Genomic DNA, 17878 nt, shown 5'->3' with positions numbered 1-17878 from the left:
ATGAGCTTTTTTTATTGAAAAAATCTTAAAATTCATTACGTTTATGAAAATGAGAATACAAATACGCCATTAGTGTTGTTTTTTCATGGTTTTAATGATAGTTTAAGCACATTCAATCCCATTTTAAAGTTAAATAGAAATTTTCGTTTTGCAGCAATTGATTTCCCTGGTTGTGGATTAAGTGAGTTTAAAAACAATCAGATCAATTTAGAACAATATTTTAAAGTCGCAAGTGAATTTGTAAATACAATTTTACAACATGAAAAAAATATTATTGTAGTGGGACATTCTTTGGGCGGAGCAAGCGCTTTATTTTTAAATGATATTAAATCAATTAAACACACTATTTTATTGTCACCAATTAATGAATTTTTACTAAAATACAAAGACACTAAAAGTTTAAAAGAAAAATTATTACCACTAACTGTAAATCAATGTATTAATTCATATGAAAGTTTATTTGCAATACTAACTGAAAGAATTTCTAAAATTGCATCATTTACTTGTTCAAAAAGAGCAAATCAATTTCAAAATGTTTATAATAAATTTTTTTATTTAGTTGAATTTAATATTTTAAACGAAAATTATTTAAGTAACAATTTAGCTAGACTTTATTTTCAAAAACAAAATATTACTATTATTTCTGGTGAAAATGATTTGTATACAACCAAAGAAGAAATTCTATCAGTTCAAGAAAAATATCAAATTCCGGTTATTTTACTCAAACAAACAGGGCATGCAATTATTTTTGAACAACCAAAAGAAATTTTAAAATTAATTGAAGAAAAAATTAAACAATAAAACACACATTTTATTTTTGTGTGTTTTCTTTTAATTTATTGTTTAATTTTAAATAAGCACTTTGAGCTATCATTGCTCCATTATCAGTTGCATATTTAAGAGATGGAATAATTGTATTAAAGTGTAGTTTAACAAATTCTTTTCTTAGTTGTGAGTTAGCCGAAACGCCACCTCCTAAAACTAAAGTTTTAACTGAATATGTTTGCAAAGCTAATTTAGTCTTATTAATTAAATATTCAATAGCTGTATTTTGAAAACTTACAGCAACTTCGATGGGATCATATTTTTCATGTTTTAATTTTTTAGTATTTACATAGTTTAAAACTTGAGTTTTTATTCCACTAAAAGAAAAATCAAAAATTTTTTCAGTTTTAGGAATTGTAAATTTAATTAAGTTACCTTTATAATTTTGTGAATATTTATCAATTAAAGGACCACCAGGAAATCCTAAATTTAAACGAGAAGATATTTTATCAAAAGCTTCTCCAACTGCATCATCTAAAGTTTCACCAATAATTTCAATTTGATTGTAATTTTTAGCATAAATTAATTGAGTATGCCCACCTGAAACAAGCAAACAAAGAGCTGGAAAATCAATTTTATTAGTTAATGTAGCTGAAAAAAAGTGCCCATCTAAATGATTAATTGGAATTAGTGGAACCTTTAAAACTTTAGCAGTTGCAAAAGCAAATAAATAACCAATTTGCAATGTACCAATAAGTCCAGGTTCTTTTGTGTAAGCAACATAATCAAAATCATTTTTAGAATATTTTTCAAGCAGCAATTTCTGAATAATGGCAATATTTTTAACATGTTCTCGTGAAGCAAGTTCAGGAATGGTTCCACCAAATTGTTTAAATAAATCAATTTGTGAAATTGTTCACATATCTAAAACTTTTCCATTTTCTAAAACTGCAATTGAAGTATCATCATGTGAGGTTTCAATGCCTAAAATTTTCATTTTATTGCCCTCCAATTTGAGGTTTACTAATATATAAAGGTTCTATTTTCATTGTTTCTTCTAAGTAAAAAATGTTTTTATACTTAACAAAATTATCAATTAAATCTTGATAGTTAATTAAATTGGCATCTAAATTATTTTCCACTATAGCTATTTTATCTTTTAAGTTAAAATAATTATTTTTAATCAAATTATCATTAGTAATATGATATTTTTTAAATTTATTCGCTTGAATAAAATACTCATTCTGAGTTTTTTGTTTTTGTAAAATTAAAAAAGAATTAGTAGTGTAAATTGGAATTTGATTTCACAAAGCAATTGTTCGAACAAAAACTAATGAGCTTCGAACTCCAGTAAAAAAACCTGGACCCTTATTGATATAAAATTGTTTAATTTCATCAACTTGTAAATTATTTTTTTGTAAAATAAAATCAAATTGACTAGTAATTAATTCAACTTTTTTTTTGTAATTTTGCAGGTATATACTATCAATTACTTTAAAATTTTGATCTAATAAAATCATAATAAAATCGCTTGCAGTAGTATCTAAAAATATTATCATTATTTAATCTCCATAATTTCAAAAAAATGTAAATCATTTTTCATTGAAGCTTTAATTAATAAATATTGTGAAAAACTTAAGGTTTTTAAATTAGCTCACTCAATTGCAACAATATTATCTTCAAAATAATCTTCAAACTCATCTAGTTCACCTTTGAAATTGTAAAGATCAATATGTACTAACCCATTATAAATTTTCATATAAGAAAAACTTGGACTAGTGATATTTTCTTTAATGTTTAATTTTTTAGCTAAATAACGAACAAAAGTGGTTTTCCCTGATCCAAGATCACCTTCAAGCAAAACAATTTTATATTGTTTTATTTTATTAAAATATTGATCAATTAAACTGATTAAATCACTTTCATTTAAGCATACAAATTTTTCTTGATTGATTATTTTTGACATAAATTACCTTATTTATATTTTACTTTTAATTTATTTTTTATTAAATATTAGTTGCAATTATTCTAAGCAAAAAAAAAGACCGCTAAACACAACACTTCCTCATGTGGCTGCTCCATTTCTGTCCTGACCAGGTTAGTGGGTTATTGTTTTAACGGCTTTAATATTATAACATAAATAAAAAATCACCATAGTGGTGATTTAGGACATATTTATTTTCTTTTGATTTCTTTAAGACGAGCACTTTTTCCAGTACGACTTCTCATAAAGTAAAGTCTTTTTCTTCTAACTTTATTTGAACGAATAACTTCAATGTGAGCAATAAGTGGAGAGTTAACAGGAAAAGTTCTTTCAACACCTATTCCATATGAAATTTTTCTTACAGTGAAAGTTTCTCTTGTTCCAGATTCTTTTTTAGAAATTACAAGTCCCTCAAAAACTTGGATACGCTCTTTTTCGCCTTCACGAATACGAACATGAACTCTTACATTGTCTCCAGTTTGAAATGCAGGAATATCTGAACGTAATTGAGATTCTTCAACAAGTTCTAATAATTTATTTCTCATTTTTAATCCTTTCAATAATATCTGGGCGATTTTGCTTTGTTTTATTAAGCTGTGCCTGATATTTTCATTTTTGTATTTCTTTATGATGTCCACTAAATAACACTTCAGGAACTTTCATTCCTTTGTATTCCCTTGGTCTGGTGTATTGAGGATAATCAAGCAAACCAGTTCCTTGAAAAGAATCAAATTGGTGAGATTCAGTTTTTATTACCCCATCAATTAAACGAATAATTGAATCTGCCATAACCATAGCAGGAAGCTCTCCTCCAGTTAAAACGTAGTCTCCAATTGAAAGTTCAATATCAACCAAACTAACAATTCTTTCATCAAAACCTTCATAGCGACCACAAATAAATGTAATTTCTTTATGTTTTGATAATTCTTGAGCAATTTTTTGATTAAAGACTTTTCCTTGAGGAGATACTAAAATTTTATAACCACCACGATTTTGTAATGAATCAAGAGCTAAATCAATTGGTTCGATTTGAAGCAATAATCCATGTCCACCACCATAAATTTCATCATCAACTTTTTTGTGTTTGGATTTACTAAAATTTCTAAAATCAATCACATTAAAGCTAACTATTTTTTTTTCAATTGCCTTATTAATAATACTTTCATTTGTGAAAGCGTCAAAATAATTAGGAAATATTGTTAAAAAGTTAATTTTCATTTTGAAATTATTTATCTATTTTTGAATTGATTGTTGAGTTTTGTTGTAACTTTTAAATAAGTTTGAAACAGTTGTTGTAGGTTTTGCTCCTTTTAAGATTCATGTATCTACTGCTTTTTTATCTAAAACAAGTTCTTTAGTAGATGGGTTGTAATGTCCTAAAGCTTCAATAAATTTTCCATCACGAGGTGCACGCGCATCAGCTACTACAATTTTATAAATAGGTTTGAATTTACTTCCCATACGTCTAAGTCTAATTTTTACCATATGTCCTCCTTTTTACTGTCAAGTACTTTTACTTGACATTTTTTAATGTGTTTAGTATTATATAGTAATTTTAGTTTTTATTAAATAATTAATATTAAATAATTAGATTTGCTGCAAATTTATTGACTAATTTAATTTTTTAATTGTTATTTTTAGTTTATAAAATTTACTTAAATAAACAAATATTTCTTAATTTTAAATTATCATTTTGTAATTTTTTTTTTTTTTAATTTATTTAAGTAAGAGTAATATATTAGATATTAAAAATAAAATGAAAAATACACAAAAAACTATAAAAAATCCAGCTCTTGGAGCTGGCTCAAAAAACAAATAATTATGTTTCTCTTTATTTCTATAATTTAAATACTATCATAAATTTTTTAATTATAAATTTAACTTACTACTAAACTATTATTTAAAAATAATCTTTTTTTATGTATATAAAATATGTTGCAATGGTAAAGAAAAAACTTAGAGATATAATAAATATTATTAATACATGATTTATATTAATACTTGATTCCTTATATATAAAAAATTCATTAACAGATCTAAATATTTTAATTTTTTTTGAGTTATTATTATCAAGTTCTGAAATATTTATTTTTTTTCCATTTAAATCAATTTCATTATTATTATCTAATATACCACTTATAAATGTTTTAATAAAATTGCTTTCCGGGTAATTTCTATATAAAAAAATCAAAATTTCTACAAAAAGATTTTTATCTTCTAAAATTTTTGAAAAATTATTTTTTTCAAGATGATTTACAAAATTATTTTTTATGTTTTCAAAATTAGAAGATTCATTATTTTTGCTATTATTTATAAACTCTTCTCAAAATTTTTTAAATTTTTCAAAATCATTTATCCTTAGTTTTTCAAAAACTTCATCTAGACTATAGTAATTTTTTTCAAAATCTGGACCTTTTAATATTTTCTTTTTATTAATTTTCTTTAAGTAAAAAAAATCATTTGGGTAATTTTGTCAATTAATTTGATTAGGATTAAAAGAATCATTAGGATCAACATTATTTAAAAAATTAGAATATCTATCAATCTGCACTGAAAACAAAAGTCAAGGAATAGGGTTTAAAAATTTTATTAAAAAACTCAATAAATAAAAATTATTTCCAGCAGAAAAAATTCTGTTTTCTTCTTGTTTTGAAAAAACATTTTTTTCTGTTTTTGTATCATTAGGGACAATTTCAAGGCTAATTTTTTTATTTTCATTAATTTTTAATATATTTTCAGATAAAAGTCATTCCCTTTTATTAAAACTTTTAATATCCTCGTAAAATGAAGAAATTTTAGTTGGAATTAATGATACCACAGAATATAATGGTTGTGGTAATAATGTTAAAAATATTAAAATACTAAAGGATATTTTTGTTGATCATTTTAGTTTTAATAACATAAAAAAAGATCCAAAAAAGAAATAAATCAAAAAATTAATCAAAAAACTTAAATAATATCAATATTGATAATGTTGCAAATCATTTTTTACTGTTAAAAAAATAAATATTTTAAAGACATATGTGAATATTGAATAAAAAACCCCCAAAATAAAAAAAACAAAAAATTTATTTATAATAAGATTTTTTCTTAAAAAAGATCTAGAAATTAACATAATTTCATTGTTAGAACTTTTAGTTGAATAAAACAATTTAGATGTGGTAAGCAAAGTTCAAATAATAAAAATAATATCCAAAAAAGAAATAAATGTTGCCGCAATAGTTCCAAAATCAATATTATAATTAGGATTATTTTTTGATTTATTTTTTAAAATTAATATTGTTGTAATTGCACATGTTAAAATAAGTATATAAACAACTAGAAATGTAATTAAAAATATTTTTTTTCGAAAAATATTTTGAAAATAAAATTGAGAAATTTTTAAATTATCTTTAAATGAATTTTTCATCAAATATCCTTTTATATAAAATTGTTGTTAAACAAAATCAATTATATAGATTATATATAAATAAGAAATAATAGTCAATAATAGTCAAAATATTTATATATGAATTCAAAACATTTTAAGTTTTATTTAGTTAAATTATCCAATTTTATGTATTGAGGCAAATTCTTGATGAAAAAATCTAAAGTCATCAGGATTAATATACATTTTTCCTGCAATTGAAATGCTATCAGCATCATAACCATGAAAAGTAATCACAACTAATTTTGTTACCCCGAAGTAATTTACATCTTCATATTCAAGAGAATATATAATGTTGTTTAGCATTTTATTTTTTACTAACTCATCAACAATAGATTTTGATAAATCAAGTTTTTCAATTACTTGAAAAAGTTTATTTGTTACATAAATAGTTGATTGAGCAATTTTTCTTTTTTCTTTAAAATATTCTTTTTCATATGTTGTATACCCTGAAATAAAAATTATATTTTTCTTTTCAAATCAATCTGGATCAGTTGCTAAATTATTAATTTTTATTCCTTGTTGTTTATCACATTTTAACAAAAAAGATAAAGGCTTAATTAAATTATGAAAATTTTCAGCAACAAAATGTCCTCTTTTATTAATTGAGTAAGTTGCTCCTAATGCTGCTAATTTATTATAAGCACTTACAACAACTCCACGAGAGCAATTAAAATGATTCATTAATGCATGTTCAGAAGGCATAATTTTGTTTGGAGGAATTTTTTTAGACTTAATTAAACCAAGTAAATATTCAACAATTTCTTGAGTAATAGTAGTGTCATTTTTGGTGTATTTCATGTTTTTTAATTAGTTTTTTTAAAGCTAATTTTTTCTCCTTGATAGATTTTATATTAAAAAGTTTTTTGTTTTTACTCTGTATTTTTATTTATTTTAGCAAATCTTTATTTAAAAAAATTTTAAATATCTCTATATTATTATTTTTTTACTATATTTTTTATAAAAATATAAAATATAAACAATTATTATTTTTATTTATATAGGAGATATAATGAATTTTGAAACATTATTACAAAATAAAGTGCTTCAATTAAAAAATACCAAAACAATTATATTAATTGATGGTGATGATCAAAGAATGATTCAAGCAGCAAAGGAATTGAAAAAATATACCAATATTAAACCAATTTTACTTGTTGAAAAAGATGAAGATAAAATTGAAGGACTTGAATTTATCAATATTTTTAAAGATCAGGCAAAGACTAAGCAATTTATTGACAAATATTTAGAAATTCGAAAAGGCAAAGAAACTTTAGAACAAGCAAGCAAAGCTTTAGCTACTCGTCCATTTTATGCTATGATGTTAGTTGTAATGGGAATGGCCGATGGAGTTGTTGGAGGATTGTTATATCCAACTGCAGATATTTTGCGAGCAGCTTTTAAAGCAATTGGAACAAAAGAAGGAATTAAAACAATTTCTTCAGCTATGATAATGCATAAAAAAGATCAAACAATTATTTTTTCAGATATTTCAGTTAATGTTAAACCAACTGAAATGCAATTAGCTGAAATTGGACTTAATGCTCAAAATTTTACTAATCAAATGGGAATTGATCCAAAAGTTGCATTTTTATCATTTTCAACTAGTTTTTCTGCTAAAACACCTGAAAGTGAACTTGTAAAGAATGCAACAGATTTATTTAATGAAAAAACTAAATTAACAAAAGCTATTGGTGAAGTTCAGCTAGATGCCGCAATTAATTTAGACATTAGAAAGTTAAAATACAAAAGCGAAAGTTTTAATGAACCAGCAAATGTTTTAATTTTTCCTGATTTAAATGCAGGAAATATTGGATATAAAATTATGCAAAGATTTGCAGACTTTGGAGCAATTGGTCCTATAGTAGTTGGAACTAAAAAGGCAGTTAATGATCTTTCAAGAGGTTCAACAGTTAATGATGTTGTAAACACTGTTTTAATCACTGCACTTCAAAGTGAAAATGAATAATTTTTTTAGATTAAAATTAAAATAATTAAAAATAAAGGAAAAAAATGAATAAAATTTTAGTTATTAATGCTGGAAGTAGTTCAATTAAAATGAGCTTGTTTGAAAAAGATACCTTAAAGGTAGTTGCAACTGGACTAGCAGAAAGAATTACTCTTCCTCAAGGAAACATTACAATTAAAACTGAACAAAAATATGAAAAAAATGTAGTGATGTTAAATCATGAACAAGCTGTTGAAGAAGTTTATAAGCTAATGCAAGAAATTAATTTAATTAAAGATAAATCTGAGATAGAATACATTGGTTTTAGAGTTGTGCAAGGAGGAGAATTTTTTAAATCATCATCAAAAATTGATGATAAAGCAATTGAAATTATTGATAAATGTTCAATTTATGCACCTTTGCACAATCCTGGTGCTGTACAAGCAATGAAAGGATTTAAAAAAGTTTTTCCTAATGCTAGATTAAGCGCCAATTTTGACACAGCTTTTCATACTACAATTGATAAAGTTAATTATACTTATCCGATTTCAAGAGAATTAACTGAAAAATACAAAATTCGTCGTTATGGAGCTCATGGAATTAGTCATCGTTTTATTACTGAAAAATTACAAGAAATATTAAACCAAGATAAAGTTACATTTATTAATTTGCACATAGGAAATGGGGCATCACTTTGTGCAGTTAAAAATTCAAAATCTTTTGACACTTCAATGGGACTTACTCCACTTGCAGGAATTATGATGGGAACTCGTTCAGGTGATATTGATCCTTCAATTCATGAATTTGTTATGAAACAAAATAATATGACTATTTCTGAGTTTACCAATGTATTAAATAAAGAAAGTGGTCTTTTAGGAGTTTCAGGAATTTCATCTGATATGCGTGATATTACTGAAAAAGCAAAACAAGGAAATAAAGATGCAGAATTTGCCATTGATTTATACTCACAAAAAATTGCAGATTATACATCAATGTATTTTAATAAAGTTGGTGGAAAAATTGATGCAATTGTATTTACTGCCGGAATTGGAGAAAATGCTTTTATTATTAGAGAAAAAGTAATAAGCAAACTCTTTTTTAAAAATATTAAATTAAATAAAGAAATTAATGAAGGTAAGATTGGTGATTATCAGCTAATTTCAGCTTTAGATAGTGATATTCCAGTTTATGTAATTAGAACTAATGAAGAACTTTTAATTGCTCGCGATGCTTTAAAATTATATGAAGTCTAAAATAGCAATTTATCCAGGATCATTTGATCCAATTCACAAAGGGCATATTGAAATTTTAAAAAAAGCTTTGAATTTATTTGATAAAATTTATGTTATTGTTTCAGTAAATCCAGATAAATTGCACCAAAATGATATTCAGATTCGTTATCAATTAGTCAAAGAAAAAACTAAACAGTTTAAAAATATTGAAATTTTAATTAATGAAAATGAATTAACTGCTTTAGTTGCTAGAAAACTAAAAGCAAATTTTATCATTAGAAGTGCACGCAATATTTTGGATTACAATTATGAAATTGAACTAGCAGCTGGAAATAAACATTTAAATAAAAATTTAGAAACTATTTTAATTATGCCTAATTATCAACATATTAATTATTCATCAACCTTGATGCGACATAAAAAAAGACTTAATAAATAACATGTTTAAATTTATTCAGTCTTCAACAAATAAAACAAATTGATATATGCATAATAATTTTGAGGTAGCTTTTTGAGGTAGATCAAATGTTGGCAAGAGCAGTTTAATTAATGTTTTAACAAATAATTCAAAACTAGCAAGAGTTTCTAAAACACCAGGAAGAACTCAATTCATTAATTTTTTTGAAAATGAATTTAACATGGTTTATGTTGATTTACCTGGTTATGGGTATGCTAAATTATCTCACCAGCAAAAACAAAAAATGCTTATAATGATTGAAGAATATCTTGTTAATCGTAAAAATTTACTAAATTTATTTTTATTAATTGATTCACGAAGAGGTTTTACTGAAATTGATTTTAAAATAATTGAATTTTTAAAGCAAAATAAAGTAAAATTTTCAGTTGTTTACACTAAAATTGATAAATTAAAACAATCAGATAAAACTAAATTATTAAAACAAAATAAACAATGATCTGAATTATTTCAATTTAAAAATACTCATTTTGTTTCAAGTGAAAGTAAAACAGGATTAATTGAATTAAGAAAATTTATTGATAATATTTTATTAAGGAGCTCAAATGATTAAAAATATTAATTTTAAATTTAAGAGTAGGTGAAATGACATTCGGAAAATAATTATTCCAATTATTGCAATTACTGAAACAATTACAATTGTTGGATTAAGTATTGGATTAGCTCAGGCAAATAAAAATAAACAAAAAACTAATCATTTTGACCAATTTTTTTTAAGTTTTACTAAAAAAGGTGAAGAAATTGCTGCAAAAAAATTTGCTTCTCAATATGCGAGCAACAATTCTATTTTAAATTCTAAATTTACTAGCGCTCTTCTTCGTGATCAATTTATTTTTAAAAAAATATTTGATCAAAATAAAATTAATCAAGAAAAATTTTTTACTTTAACCAAAGCAGATGGTACACTTTTAAATTTTTTTAATGATACTTATGATTTAAGTTTTTCATCTTATGCTGATGATGTTAATGGGAAGTTATTAATCAAAGTTAATTTAATAACTCGTGGATCAGTGGATAAAAAAGAAAATATTGAACAAATTTATGAATTAGATGGATTCCAGAAAATAACTCCAGAAAATTATAAAAAATATATGTTTTTAAGTGATTTGTCATTTAATATTAGTTCATTTGCAGATTTTGAATCATTTGATGATTTCAAAAATCAGTACACTCAAGCAGATAGCCTTAAAAAAGGTGAAATTAATAGTAAAATTTTAAATTTTAATTCTTCACCTACTAGCACACTTAATTTTTTAAAAACTACACTAATTTTTAAAGATGACTATCAATTTGAAATCACACCAGTGTTAAGTGCAGTTGCTAACAATGCAAGCAAGGAAAATCTTAATGCAACAACTATTTTAGATCAAGAAAATTTTTATGTAAAAACCCCTATTAAATTTTTATCTTTAAAACAATATTTTGATTTTAAAACAAATTATAGTAGTAAGATTTCTTTTAATCAATCAAATATAAAAAATTTAAATAATTTAACCTTTGATGATTTTAAAAAAACATTTAACAAAAATTTGCAGAGATTTAATTTACTTGGTCTTGAAAACATTCCACAAGGATATAGTTATAAAATGATTGAGGACATTCAAGAAGATCAACAAAATTATATTTTTAAATATTTAATTACAAACAATATTAGTGGATTAGTGGAATATTCAGGAAAAATTAAACTTAACAAATTTTCATTTAAGCAAACTAGTTAATAGTTTTAAAATAAAAAAACACAAACAAATAAAATAACTTATGTTTGTGTTTTTTATTGTTAAAGTTTATTATTTTTTTAGGAAATTGATAAAATTAAAATAATTAATAAAAAGGAGTGCAATGAATATTAAAAAAAGAACAAAAATTATTGCTACAATTGGACCATCTAGTGATAATTATGATACACTAAGAGCACTTGTTGAAAATGGGGTAACTTGTATTAGAGCTAATTTTTCACATGGAGATCATGAAGAACAATTAAATAAATTTGTTATAGCAAAAAAAGTTTCTAAAGACTTAAAAATTCCGATTTCATTAATGCTTGATACAAAAGGTCCTGAAATTAGAGTTGGAGCAATGAAAGATGGTGCTCAAACAATTAAAGCAGGAACTATGATTACTATTTATTCAACTGAGGATAAATTTAAAACATTGCAAGGAACTGACATTGAAATTTCAGTAAGTTATGACATGTCACAAGATTTAGTTATGGGAAATCAAGTTCTTTTAGATGATGGTAAATTATCAACAGTTGTTGAAGAAATTGGAAAAGGATATGTAAAAGTTAAAGCAGAAAACACTCATAAATTAAAAACAAACAAAAGAATTAATTTACCAGGAGTTGATTTTAGTTTACCATTTTTAGCTGATAAAGATAAAAATGACATTCTTTTTGGAATTAAAGCAGGGGTTAACTATATTGCAGCATCATTTGTAAATTCGGCTAAAAATGTTCAAGAATTAAGAGAATTACTTAATTCTAATGGTGGTTCACACATTCAAATTATTTCAAAAATAGAGTCTCACTTAGGAATAAAAAATATTGATGAAATTATTGAAGCATCAGATGGAATTATGGTAGCTCGTGGGGATTTAGGACTAGAAATACCTTATTATGATGTTCCTTATTATCAAAAGAGAATGATCAGAAAATGTCGTGAAGCAGGTAAACCAGTAATTGTGGCAACTCAAATGCTTGATTCAATGGAGAATTCTCCACATCCAACAAGAGCGGAAGTAACTGATGTTTATTTTGCAGTTGAGTTAGGAGCTGACTCAACAATGCTTTCAGGAGAAAGTGCTAATGGTTCTTTTCCAGTGGAAGCTGTTAAAACAATGACTGAAATTAGCAGAAAAGCAGAAAAAGAATTTTATTCAAAACAATACTATGATGTGCAACTTGATTTGAATTTAAAAAATTCAGATTCAAATGACATTCGTACTTTAATTGCTTATTCTACAGCAAATCGTACAAAATCAGGAGAATATAAATTTATTGTAGTGCTTTCTAGAACAGGACAATTGATTAAACAAATAGCAAAATTCAGACCAAATTCAACAGTGGTTGGTGTTGTTAAAGATGAAAAATTAATTAATGGCTTTGGAATTTATTCAGGAGTTTTTGTGTCTCTTAATTCAAAAGAAATGGCTGAAAAAATAAAGATTTCTCATGATAATGCAGTTGAAGTTTTAGCGCCATTTAGCGCTCAAAAAGGTGATAAATTTATCGTTGTGGAAAACACTAAAATCACTGAACATATTGTTGAATAGTTAATAATAAAAAATCTAATTAGTAATGAATTATTAAAATTTAATTTACTAATTAGATTTTTTTTATTTTATTTATATCAACAAATTAATGGATTAGTTGATTATATAAGAACTTGGATTTAGATCATTAAGGTTTTTATTGAATTTATTTTTTCAAGATATTAATCTATAAATTATTACAATTTGTGAATAAAATGTGAAAAATAAACTTAAAATTTGAAAGTTATAAATTTTTTTAATTAAGTCATCAATATTTTGATTATTTTTACCTACAATTATTAAGTTAAATATTTTTATTTTAAATGTAAAAATCACCAAAATAAATCATGTTAAAAGTAATGATATAACTTTAATTGATAAGGCATTACTGAAAATATCTTCTCTAGTTATTCTTTTTATTTCATTTGTATATACAGAAAATATAACAAAAACAGAAAAAATGATAATTAATTTAATTGTTGTTAAAATTAATAGTGTTATATTTGAAACTAAAATTGTATTATATTTTTCTTTGAAAAAATTTTGTAAATTACGCATGATTAAAACCTCTTTTATAAGATTTTATTATTTCTAAAAGAATTATCACTAAAGGTAAAAATGGGATTAATATTCCATATAGAAATATTTTTTGTAATATTTTATTTTCAATAAAAATAAAATATTTAGAAATAAAATTAATGAAAAAAGGCAACACAACCATAGGTAAAAATAATAAAATTCAAAAAAGTGGAAGAAGAATTTTTTCTTTAATTCCAGCAGTTTTAAATGACTCAAAATTTTCAAATACTAATAATTGAGATAATGTTACAACAATAATAATTGGAAGTACTGAAAAAATAAATACTATTATTCAATCAAAAACAAATTTACCAAAAGTATCATTTTTTAGTTTTAAATTTTGAGAGTAAACAATGTTTTGAAAGTTTAAAAAGCTAATTTTAATATTTGTTTCTTTTTCAATTATTTTTATAATTTTATTTATTTTAATAACTGAAAATGGACCCATTAAAAGATATATTAATCAATTAATATTATTTTTAATACTTATGTTATTTATTTTATAAATATTGTTTAAAACCAATTTAATATATTTATTATTTTTAAATAATAGTGAAATTCAAATAATTAAAAATATGTAAAGAGCAAATCCAATGTTAAGAGAATGAACATCACGAAACTCAGGAATTTTATTAATGATAAATAAAATAGCTGTTAAACCAAATAAAATATAAAACAATCCTGAAAAAAGAGCTATAAAATAATTTGAATATTTTACAAATACTAATTTTTTTAGTGATTCAATATCTAATTTTATAATGTTTTTCTGTTTCATTTTAATACTCCTTTTTAATAATATATTGATCTAATAATTATTATATAAATCTTTATAGTAATAATATTTAGTAAGAGCAGAAAATTTAGCACTATCCAATAATTTAATTATTGCATTAGAAACCTCCTTAGCAAGAACAATAGATGATCTTAAAAGAATTTCTTTTAGTAATGATCCTAATTCTTCAGCAATAAGGTAGTTTATATCAACTAATTTAACATTATAATTATTTTTTACATATAATTCAAAAACTTTTAAAGCTCTAATATAAGTATCATATTGTGTGTTTTTTTGATAAGAAACATATTCATCATATGATACAATTATGTCATTGGCAAAATTAATAATTGAATTAATTTCATGCAATATTATAGAGACAATTTCGGTTGCTCAATATACTCCTCATCAAAAAGCCATTTGAAATCAATGATATCATGCTTGCTCTAATTCTTTTTTATTATTAAAATTAGATTTAGCGCTATCAATTAAGCTTTTTGCAAGTTTATCATAATCAATTTTTTGATTTGACATTGATGAATTATTAAAATTAATATAATACTCTTTTAATAATTTTTTTAATTCCTTAGTATCTTCTTTTCCTTGAAATGATAAAGAAGTTTGTTCTAAAATTTTTTCTTTTAATATTTCAGTTTGACTTAATTCAATGTTCTTAGAATTAATAGACTTAACAGCTTGGTTAGAAATATTCGTAACAAAAGAAACTTGACTAAGCACAGCAGCACTTAATGGAACTCACCCAGCAAAGAAAACAAATTTATATTTTTTTTCATCTCAAAAACCTTCTTTCTTTTTACATTCATTAATATTATATTGATTTTTGCTGAGAAACATTATAAAGTTATTTTTTTAAAAAAATTTTTCATAAATTTTCAGTTAAAATTTTTAAAATATTATTTGATAATTTTTAAATTAAAAAATATAGTTTTTGGATCTAGATCAAAAAATCAAATAATTATATTGCTCTATGATTTAAACATTTATCTAATGTAATTTAAATTAACTAATTTATTTTTTAGTTATTGAGTTTATTAATACACAATATATATATATATATATAAGATCAACTGAGCAGTTTAATATTGTTATATTTTTTATTAAATAATATAAATTTATTTTAAAAATTTTTAATAAATTCATTTAATTTATTAAAAATATTATTTGTAAAATAAACAAAAAAACTTCTTAATTTGTTTTGGAATATTTTTTTGCCTCTATAAATTCCTATAATCTTATCTCCATTAAACAGTGGAGATCCAGAATTACCATCAGAAAAATTGTTATTCTCAAGTATAAAAATATGTTGAGTGTCATAAAAAATATTTTGAACTGTATTACTTACTGAAACTAATTTAGATAAATTATCTTGTTTAAAAGAAAAATTATTGTCAGTTAGAATTAATCTATATCCAGCAAAAAAGTAAATATCATATTCATTGGTAAAATAGTTAATTTCAAAATTTTTATAAATGTTATGATTTATTTTTTTAAATTTAAAAAGCAATAAATCATTTTTATTGTCTCTATAAATTTCTTCAATAATAATTTTATGTCCCTTTAAATTTTTTTTATTATTGTTGCTGGTTGTATTATTTAAAAAATTTATAAATATTTCAATTTTTTTGTTTAAATTAGGTTTTAGAACATGAGCACTAGTTAAAACTAAAAAATCAGTACCATTTTCTTTTATAATTGTTCCATTAAAACTAGAAATTAAATGATTGTCTAGTTTTAATGTAAATGCAGCAACATTTTTTTCTCAATTTTCTCTTGCATTATTATTGTATTTTTCAGAATTATTTTTAATTTCCTGATTTATTGAACAAGAAGTTAGTATTGTTACTGAGAAAAAATAAAAAATAAAAAAAATGATTTTTTTCATAAACACAACAATCCTTTTTAGTAGAATGGAAATTTAAAATTTTTCATTTGGAAGATAAATGTAGCCATCAATACTTTGAACATCAGAAACAACAGTTAGTGCTTCTGGATCAATTTTATGAATTTTCTTTAAAATTCGTGGAACTTGTCTGAATAAAGTAATAGATTTTAAAATATTAATATCTTTTTCTTCTTTTCCAGTTTTCGCCATAAATGAAGTTAAAGTAATTACCATTTTTCGATCTTCAATAATAGCGTGTTCAAGTTCGGTGTATTTTTTTGAATAAACTTCAATTTTTACTAATTTAAATTTAGGATAAATTTTATTTAGAACCAATATATAAGCAACATTTGTTAAAATTGTTGCTACAAAATTAGGAGATAAATAAAATTCAAAACTTCATTTTTGTCTTTGTAATATTTCTAATGTTTCATTGTTATTATCAAATCCTATTTGATTGGCTAAATTCACAATTTTTTGAATTAAAATAGAACCTGGCAGTCATGAACCAATAGCAACTGAAATAAAAATAATAATAATATTTAAATTTCCAGAAATAGTTCCAAATGATTTGTGTTTTGTATTTGAATATCATTCTCCAATAATCCCAGTTACTCCAGCAGTTCCACCAATAATTTGAATTAAGGCAAAAATTCAAGCTAAAATTACCCCATAAACAATAGCTATTAAAATTAAAGCTAATGTATTTCCTCCATCATTTCAAGAAAGAGGAATTAATTGTGTTAAATTAGATAAAGAAATAATTTGTTGTTTAATTTCTAAACTAGTTGTATTATTTTGCATGCTAATTAGTAAATTTTTAATTTCTTGATTTCCAAAATTTCCAATAATATATATATTGTTAGCACCAGGAATAAAACCAATAAGAAAAGAAATGCTAGAAGATACAAATAAAAAAACCACTGTTAAGTGACCGAATAATTTTCCAATTTTTTTGTATCCAAAAATAAAAATCGGAATGCTTAAAATAATATAAGCAATTCAAAACACAGCTTGATCAATGGCGTTATTTAATTCATTTGAAATAACCCCAACAGTATTTACAACAATTAAACGTGCAAATGCTTGACCAAAAGCCGCTAATCCAAAATTATAAATTCCAACATTTTTAACAAAAAAAACACTAATAATTCCAAAAACAACTGCTGTTATAAATGTAATTGAAATTAACTTTCATGTTGGTAATTGAGAATAAAAATAATTTAATTTTAATCCAAAATTAGACATTCTTGTTTTTTTGTAAATTGTATTTTGTTTTTTTATAATCTTACAAGATTCATTGCATTTTTCATTTTTACTATCATGATCTAAAAATAACAATATATCCTCCTTTTTTAAAATAAAATAAATAAAAACCCCTAAGGGTTGGCGCTTTGCATATGGTACATCGTACAGGGTTCGAACCTGTGACCCACTGGTTAAGAGCCAGTTGCTCTGCCAACTGAGCTAACGATGCATTATTTTTGTATTTATATTATAATACTTTTATAAAAAATATTAACTGTATTATAATTTAAATAATT

Annotated in this window: 20 protein-coding genes, 1 tRNA gene and 1 other RNA gene; 7 read left to right on the top strand and 15 right to left on the bottom strand. The window is 23.2% G+C overall.

Annotated elements, in window-relative coordinates; translation table 4 throughout:
• Window positions 1-801, top strand: a complete 801-nt coding sequence (locus U744_RS0100340; RefSeq protein ID WP_025755138.1) for an alpha/beta fold hydrolase — start codon at window positions 1-3, stop codon at window positions 799-801.
• A gap of 10 nt (window positions 802-811) precedes the next feature.
• Here the strand turns inward: U744_RS0100340 and tsaD are convergent, their stop codons facing one another.
• The 9 genes from tsaD to U744_RS0100300 all read right to left on the bottom strand — a co-directional run bounded on the left by tsaD (window position 812) and on the right by U744_RS0100300 (window position 6977).
• Window positions 812-1762 (bottom strand): tRNA (adenosine(37)-N6)-threonylcarbamoyltransferase complex transferase subunit TsaD, encoded by a 951-nt coding sequence (gene tsaD / locus U744_RS0100335; protein WP_025755137.1) that lies wholly within the window; start codon window positions 1760-1762, stop codon window positions 812-814.
• Window position 1763: 1 nt separating this feature from the next.
• On the bottom strand, window positions 1764-2324 hold the full coding sequence (tsaB, locus tag U744_RS0100330) for a tRNA (adenosine(37)-N6)-threonylcarbamoyltransferase complex dimerization subunit type 1 TsaB (protein WP_025755136.1): 561 nt from the start codon (window positions 2322-2324) through the stop codon (window positions 1764-1766).
• Complete coding sequence (gene tsaE, locus U744_RS0100325; protein WP_036431585.1) at window positions 2324-2731, bottom strand: tRNA (adenosine(37)-N6)-threonylcarbamoyltransferase complex ATPase subunit type 1 TsaE; 408 nt, start codon at window positions 2729-2731, stop codon at window positions 2324-2326. Before tsaE ends, tsaB begins: the two co-directional genes overlap by 1 nt.
• A 66-nt stretch (window positions 2732-2797) precedes the next feature.
• Window positions 2798-2894, bottom strand: an RNA gene (gene ffs / locus U744_RS04560) — signal recognition particle sRNA small type.
• 46 nt (window positions 2895-2940) lie between these two features.
• Window positions 2941-3294, bottom strand: coding sequence for a 50S ribosomal protein L19 (rplS, locus tag U744_RS0100320; protein ID WP_025755134.1), 354 nt, complete (start codon window positions 3292-3294; stop codon window positions 2941-2943).
• Window positions 3284-3967 (bottom strand): tRNA (guanosine(37)-N1)-methyltransferase TrmD, encoded by a 684-nt coding sequence (gene trmD / locus U744_RS0100315; RefSeq protein ID WP_025755133.1) that lies wholly within the window; start codon window positions 3965-3967, stop codon window positions 3284-3286. Before trmD ends, rplS begins: the two co-directional genes overlap by 11 nt.
• A 15-nt stretch (window positions 3968-3982) precedes the next feature.
• Entirely contained in the window at window positions 3983-4234 is a 252-nt protein-coding gene (gene rpsP / locus U744_RS0100310; RefSeq protein ID WP_025755132.1) for a 30S ribosomal protein S16, read from the bottom strand.
• Between the two features lie 415 nt (window positions 4235-4649).
• The gene (locus U744_RS0100305) at window positions 4650-6158 is read right to left on the bottom strand and encodes an ABC transporter permease (protein ID WP_025755131.1); all 1509 of its coding nucleotides are present in this window, start codon (window positions 6156-6158) and stop codon (window positions 4650-4652) included.
• A 135-nt stretch (window positions 6159-6293) separates the two neighbouring features.
• On the bottom strand, window positions 6294-6977 hold the full coding sequence (locus U744_RS0100300; RefSeq protein WP_025755130.1) for a winged helix-turn-helix domain-containing protein: 684 nt from the start codon (window positions 6975-6977) through the stop codon (window positions 6294-6296).
• 211 nt (window positions 6978-7188) lie between these two features.
• On the opposite strand from U744_RS0100300, the gene U744_RS0100295 reads away from it, so the two are divergent.
• The 6 genes from U744_RS0100295 to pyk all read left to right on the top strand — a co-directional run bounded on the left by U744_RS0100295 (window position 7189) and on the right by pyk (window position 13101).
• Complete coding sequence (locus U744_RS0100295) at window positions 7189-8145, top strand: phosphate acetyltransferase (protein ID WP_025755129.1); 957 nt, start codon at window positions 7189-7191, stop codon at window positions 8143-8145.
• 44 nt (window positions 8146-8189) lie between these two features.
• Window positions 8190-9377, top strand: coding sequence for an acetate/propionate family kinase (locus U744_RS0100290; protein WP_025755128.1), 1188 nt, complete (start codon window positions 8190-8192; stop codon window positions 9375-9377).
• Window positions 9367-9795 carry a pantetheine-phosphate adenylyltransferase gene (coaD, locus tag U744_RS0100285; protein WP_025755127.1) on the top strand — a complete coding sequence of 143 codons (429 nt, stop codon included), beginning with the start codon at window positions 9367-9369 and terminating at the stop codon, window positions 9793-9795. The genes U744_RS0100290 and coaD overlap by 11 nt, the downstream gene beginning before the upstream one ends.
• Window position 9796: 1 nt before the next feature.
• Entirely contained in the window at window positions 9797-10384 is a 588-nt protein-coding gene (gene yihA, locus U744_RS0100280; RefSeq protein ID WP_025755126.1) for a ribosome biogenesis GTP-binding protein YihA/YsxC, read from the top strand.
• Window positions 10377-11549, top strand: coding sequence for an MAG1430 family protein (locus U744_RS0100275; protein WP_025755125.1), 1173 nt, complete (start codon window positions 10377-10379; stop codon window positions 11547-11549). Before yihA ends, U744_RS0100275 begins: the two co-directional genes overlap by 8 nt.
• Before the next feature lie 121 nt (window positions 11550-11670).
• Entirely contained in the window at window positions 11671-13101 is a 1431-nt protein-coding gene (gene pyk, locus U744_RS0100270; RefSeq protein WP_025755124.1) for a pyruvate kinase, read from the top strand.
• 93 nt (window positions 13102-13194) lie between these two features.
• Here pyk and U744_RS0100265 read toward each other — a convergent pair whose 3' ends face one another.
• From U744_RS0100265 to U744_RS0100240, 6 genes are all read right to left on the bottom strand, one after another.
• Window positions 13195-13638 (bottom strand): hypothetical protein, encoded by a 444-nt coding sequence (locus U744_RS0100265; protein ID WP_025755123.1) that lies wholly within the window; start codon window positions 13636-13638, stop codon window positions 13195-13197.
• Complete coding sequence (locus U744_RS0100260; RefSeq protein ID WP_025755122.1) at window positions 13631-14434, bottom strand: hypothetical protein; 804 nt, start codon at window positions 14432-14434, stop codon at window positions 13631-13633. Before U744_RS0100260 ends, U744_RS0100265 begins: the two co-directional genes overlap by 8 nt.
• A 30-nt stretch (window positions 14435-14464) precedes the next feature.
• Window positions 14465-15286: a hypothetical protein gene (locus tag U744_RS04470; protein WP_025755121.1), complete on the bottom strand. Its 822-nt coding sequence runs from the start codon at window positions 15284-15286 to the stop codon at window positions 14465-14467.
• Between the two features lie 283 nt (window positions 15287-15569).
• The gene (locus U744_RS0100250; RefSeq protein WP_025755120.1) at window positions 15570-16334 is read right to left on the bottom strand and encodes a trypsin-like serine protease; all 765 of its coding nucleotides are present in this window, start codon (window positions 16332-16334) and stop codon (window positions 15570-15572) included.
• Window positions 16335-16367: 33 nt separating this feature from the next.
• The gene (locus U744_RS0100245; protein WP_025755119.1) at window positions 16368-17675 is read right to left on the bottom strand and encodes a DUF2179 domain-containing protein; all 1308 of its coding nucleotides are present in this window, start codon (window positions 17673-17675) and stop codon (window positions 16368-16370) included.
• Window positions 17676-17735: 60 nt separating this feature from the next.
• A tRNA-Lys gene (locus U744_RS0100240) sits at window positions 17736-17811 on the bottom strand.
• Between the last annotated feature and the right edge of the window lie 67 nt (window positions 17812-17878).

It is taken from the genome of Mycoplasmopsis cricetuli ATCC 35279, from assembly GCF_000526955.1.
GTDB lineage: Bacteria > Bacillota_I > Bacilli_A > Mycoplasmatales > Metamycoplasmataceae > Mycoplasmopsis > Mycoplasmopsis cricetuli.
Note: the sequence above shows the minus strand (reverse complement) of the source record. Positions and strands in the feature narration are given on the sequence as shown.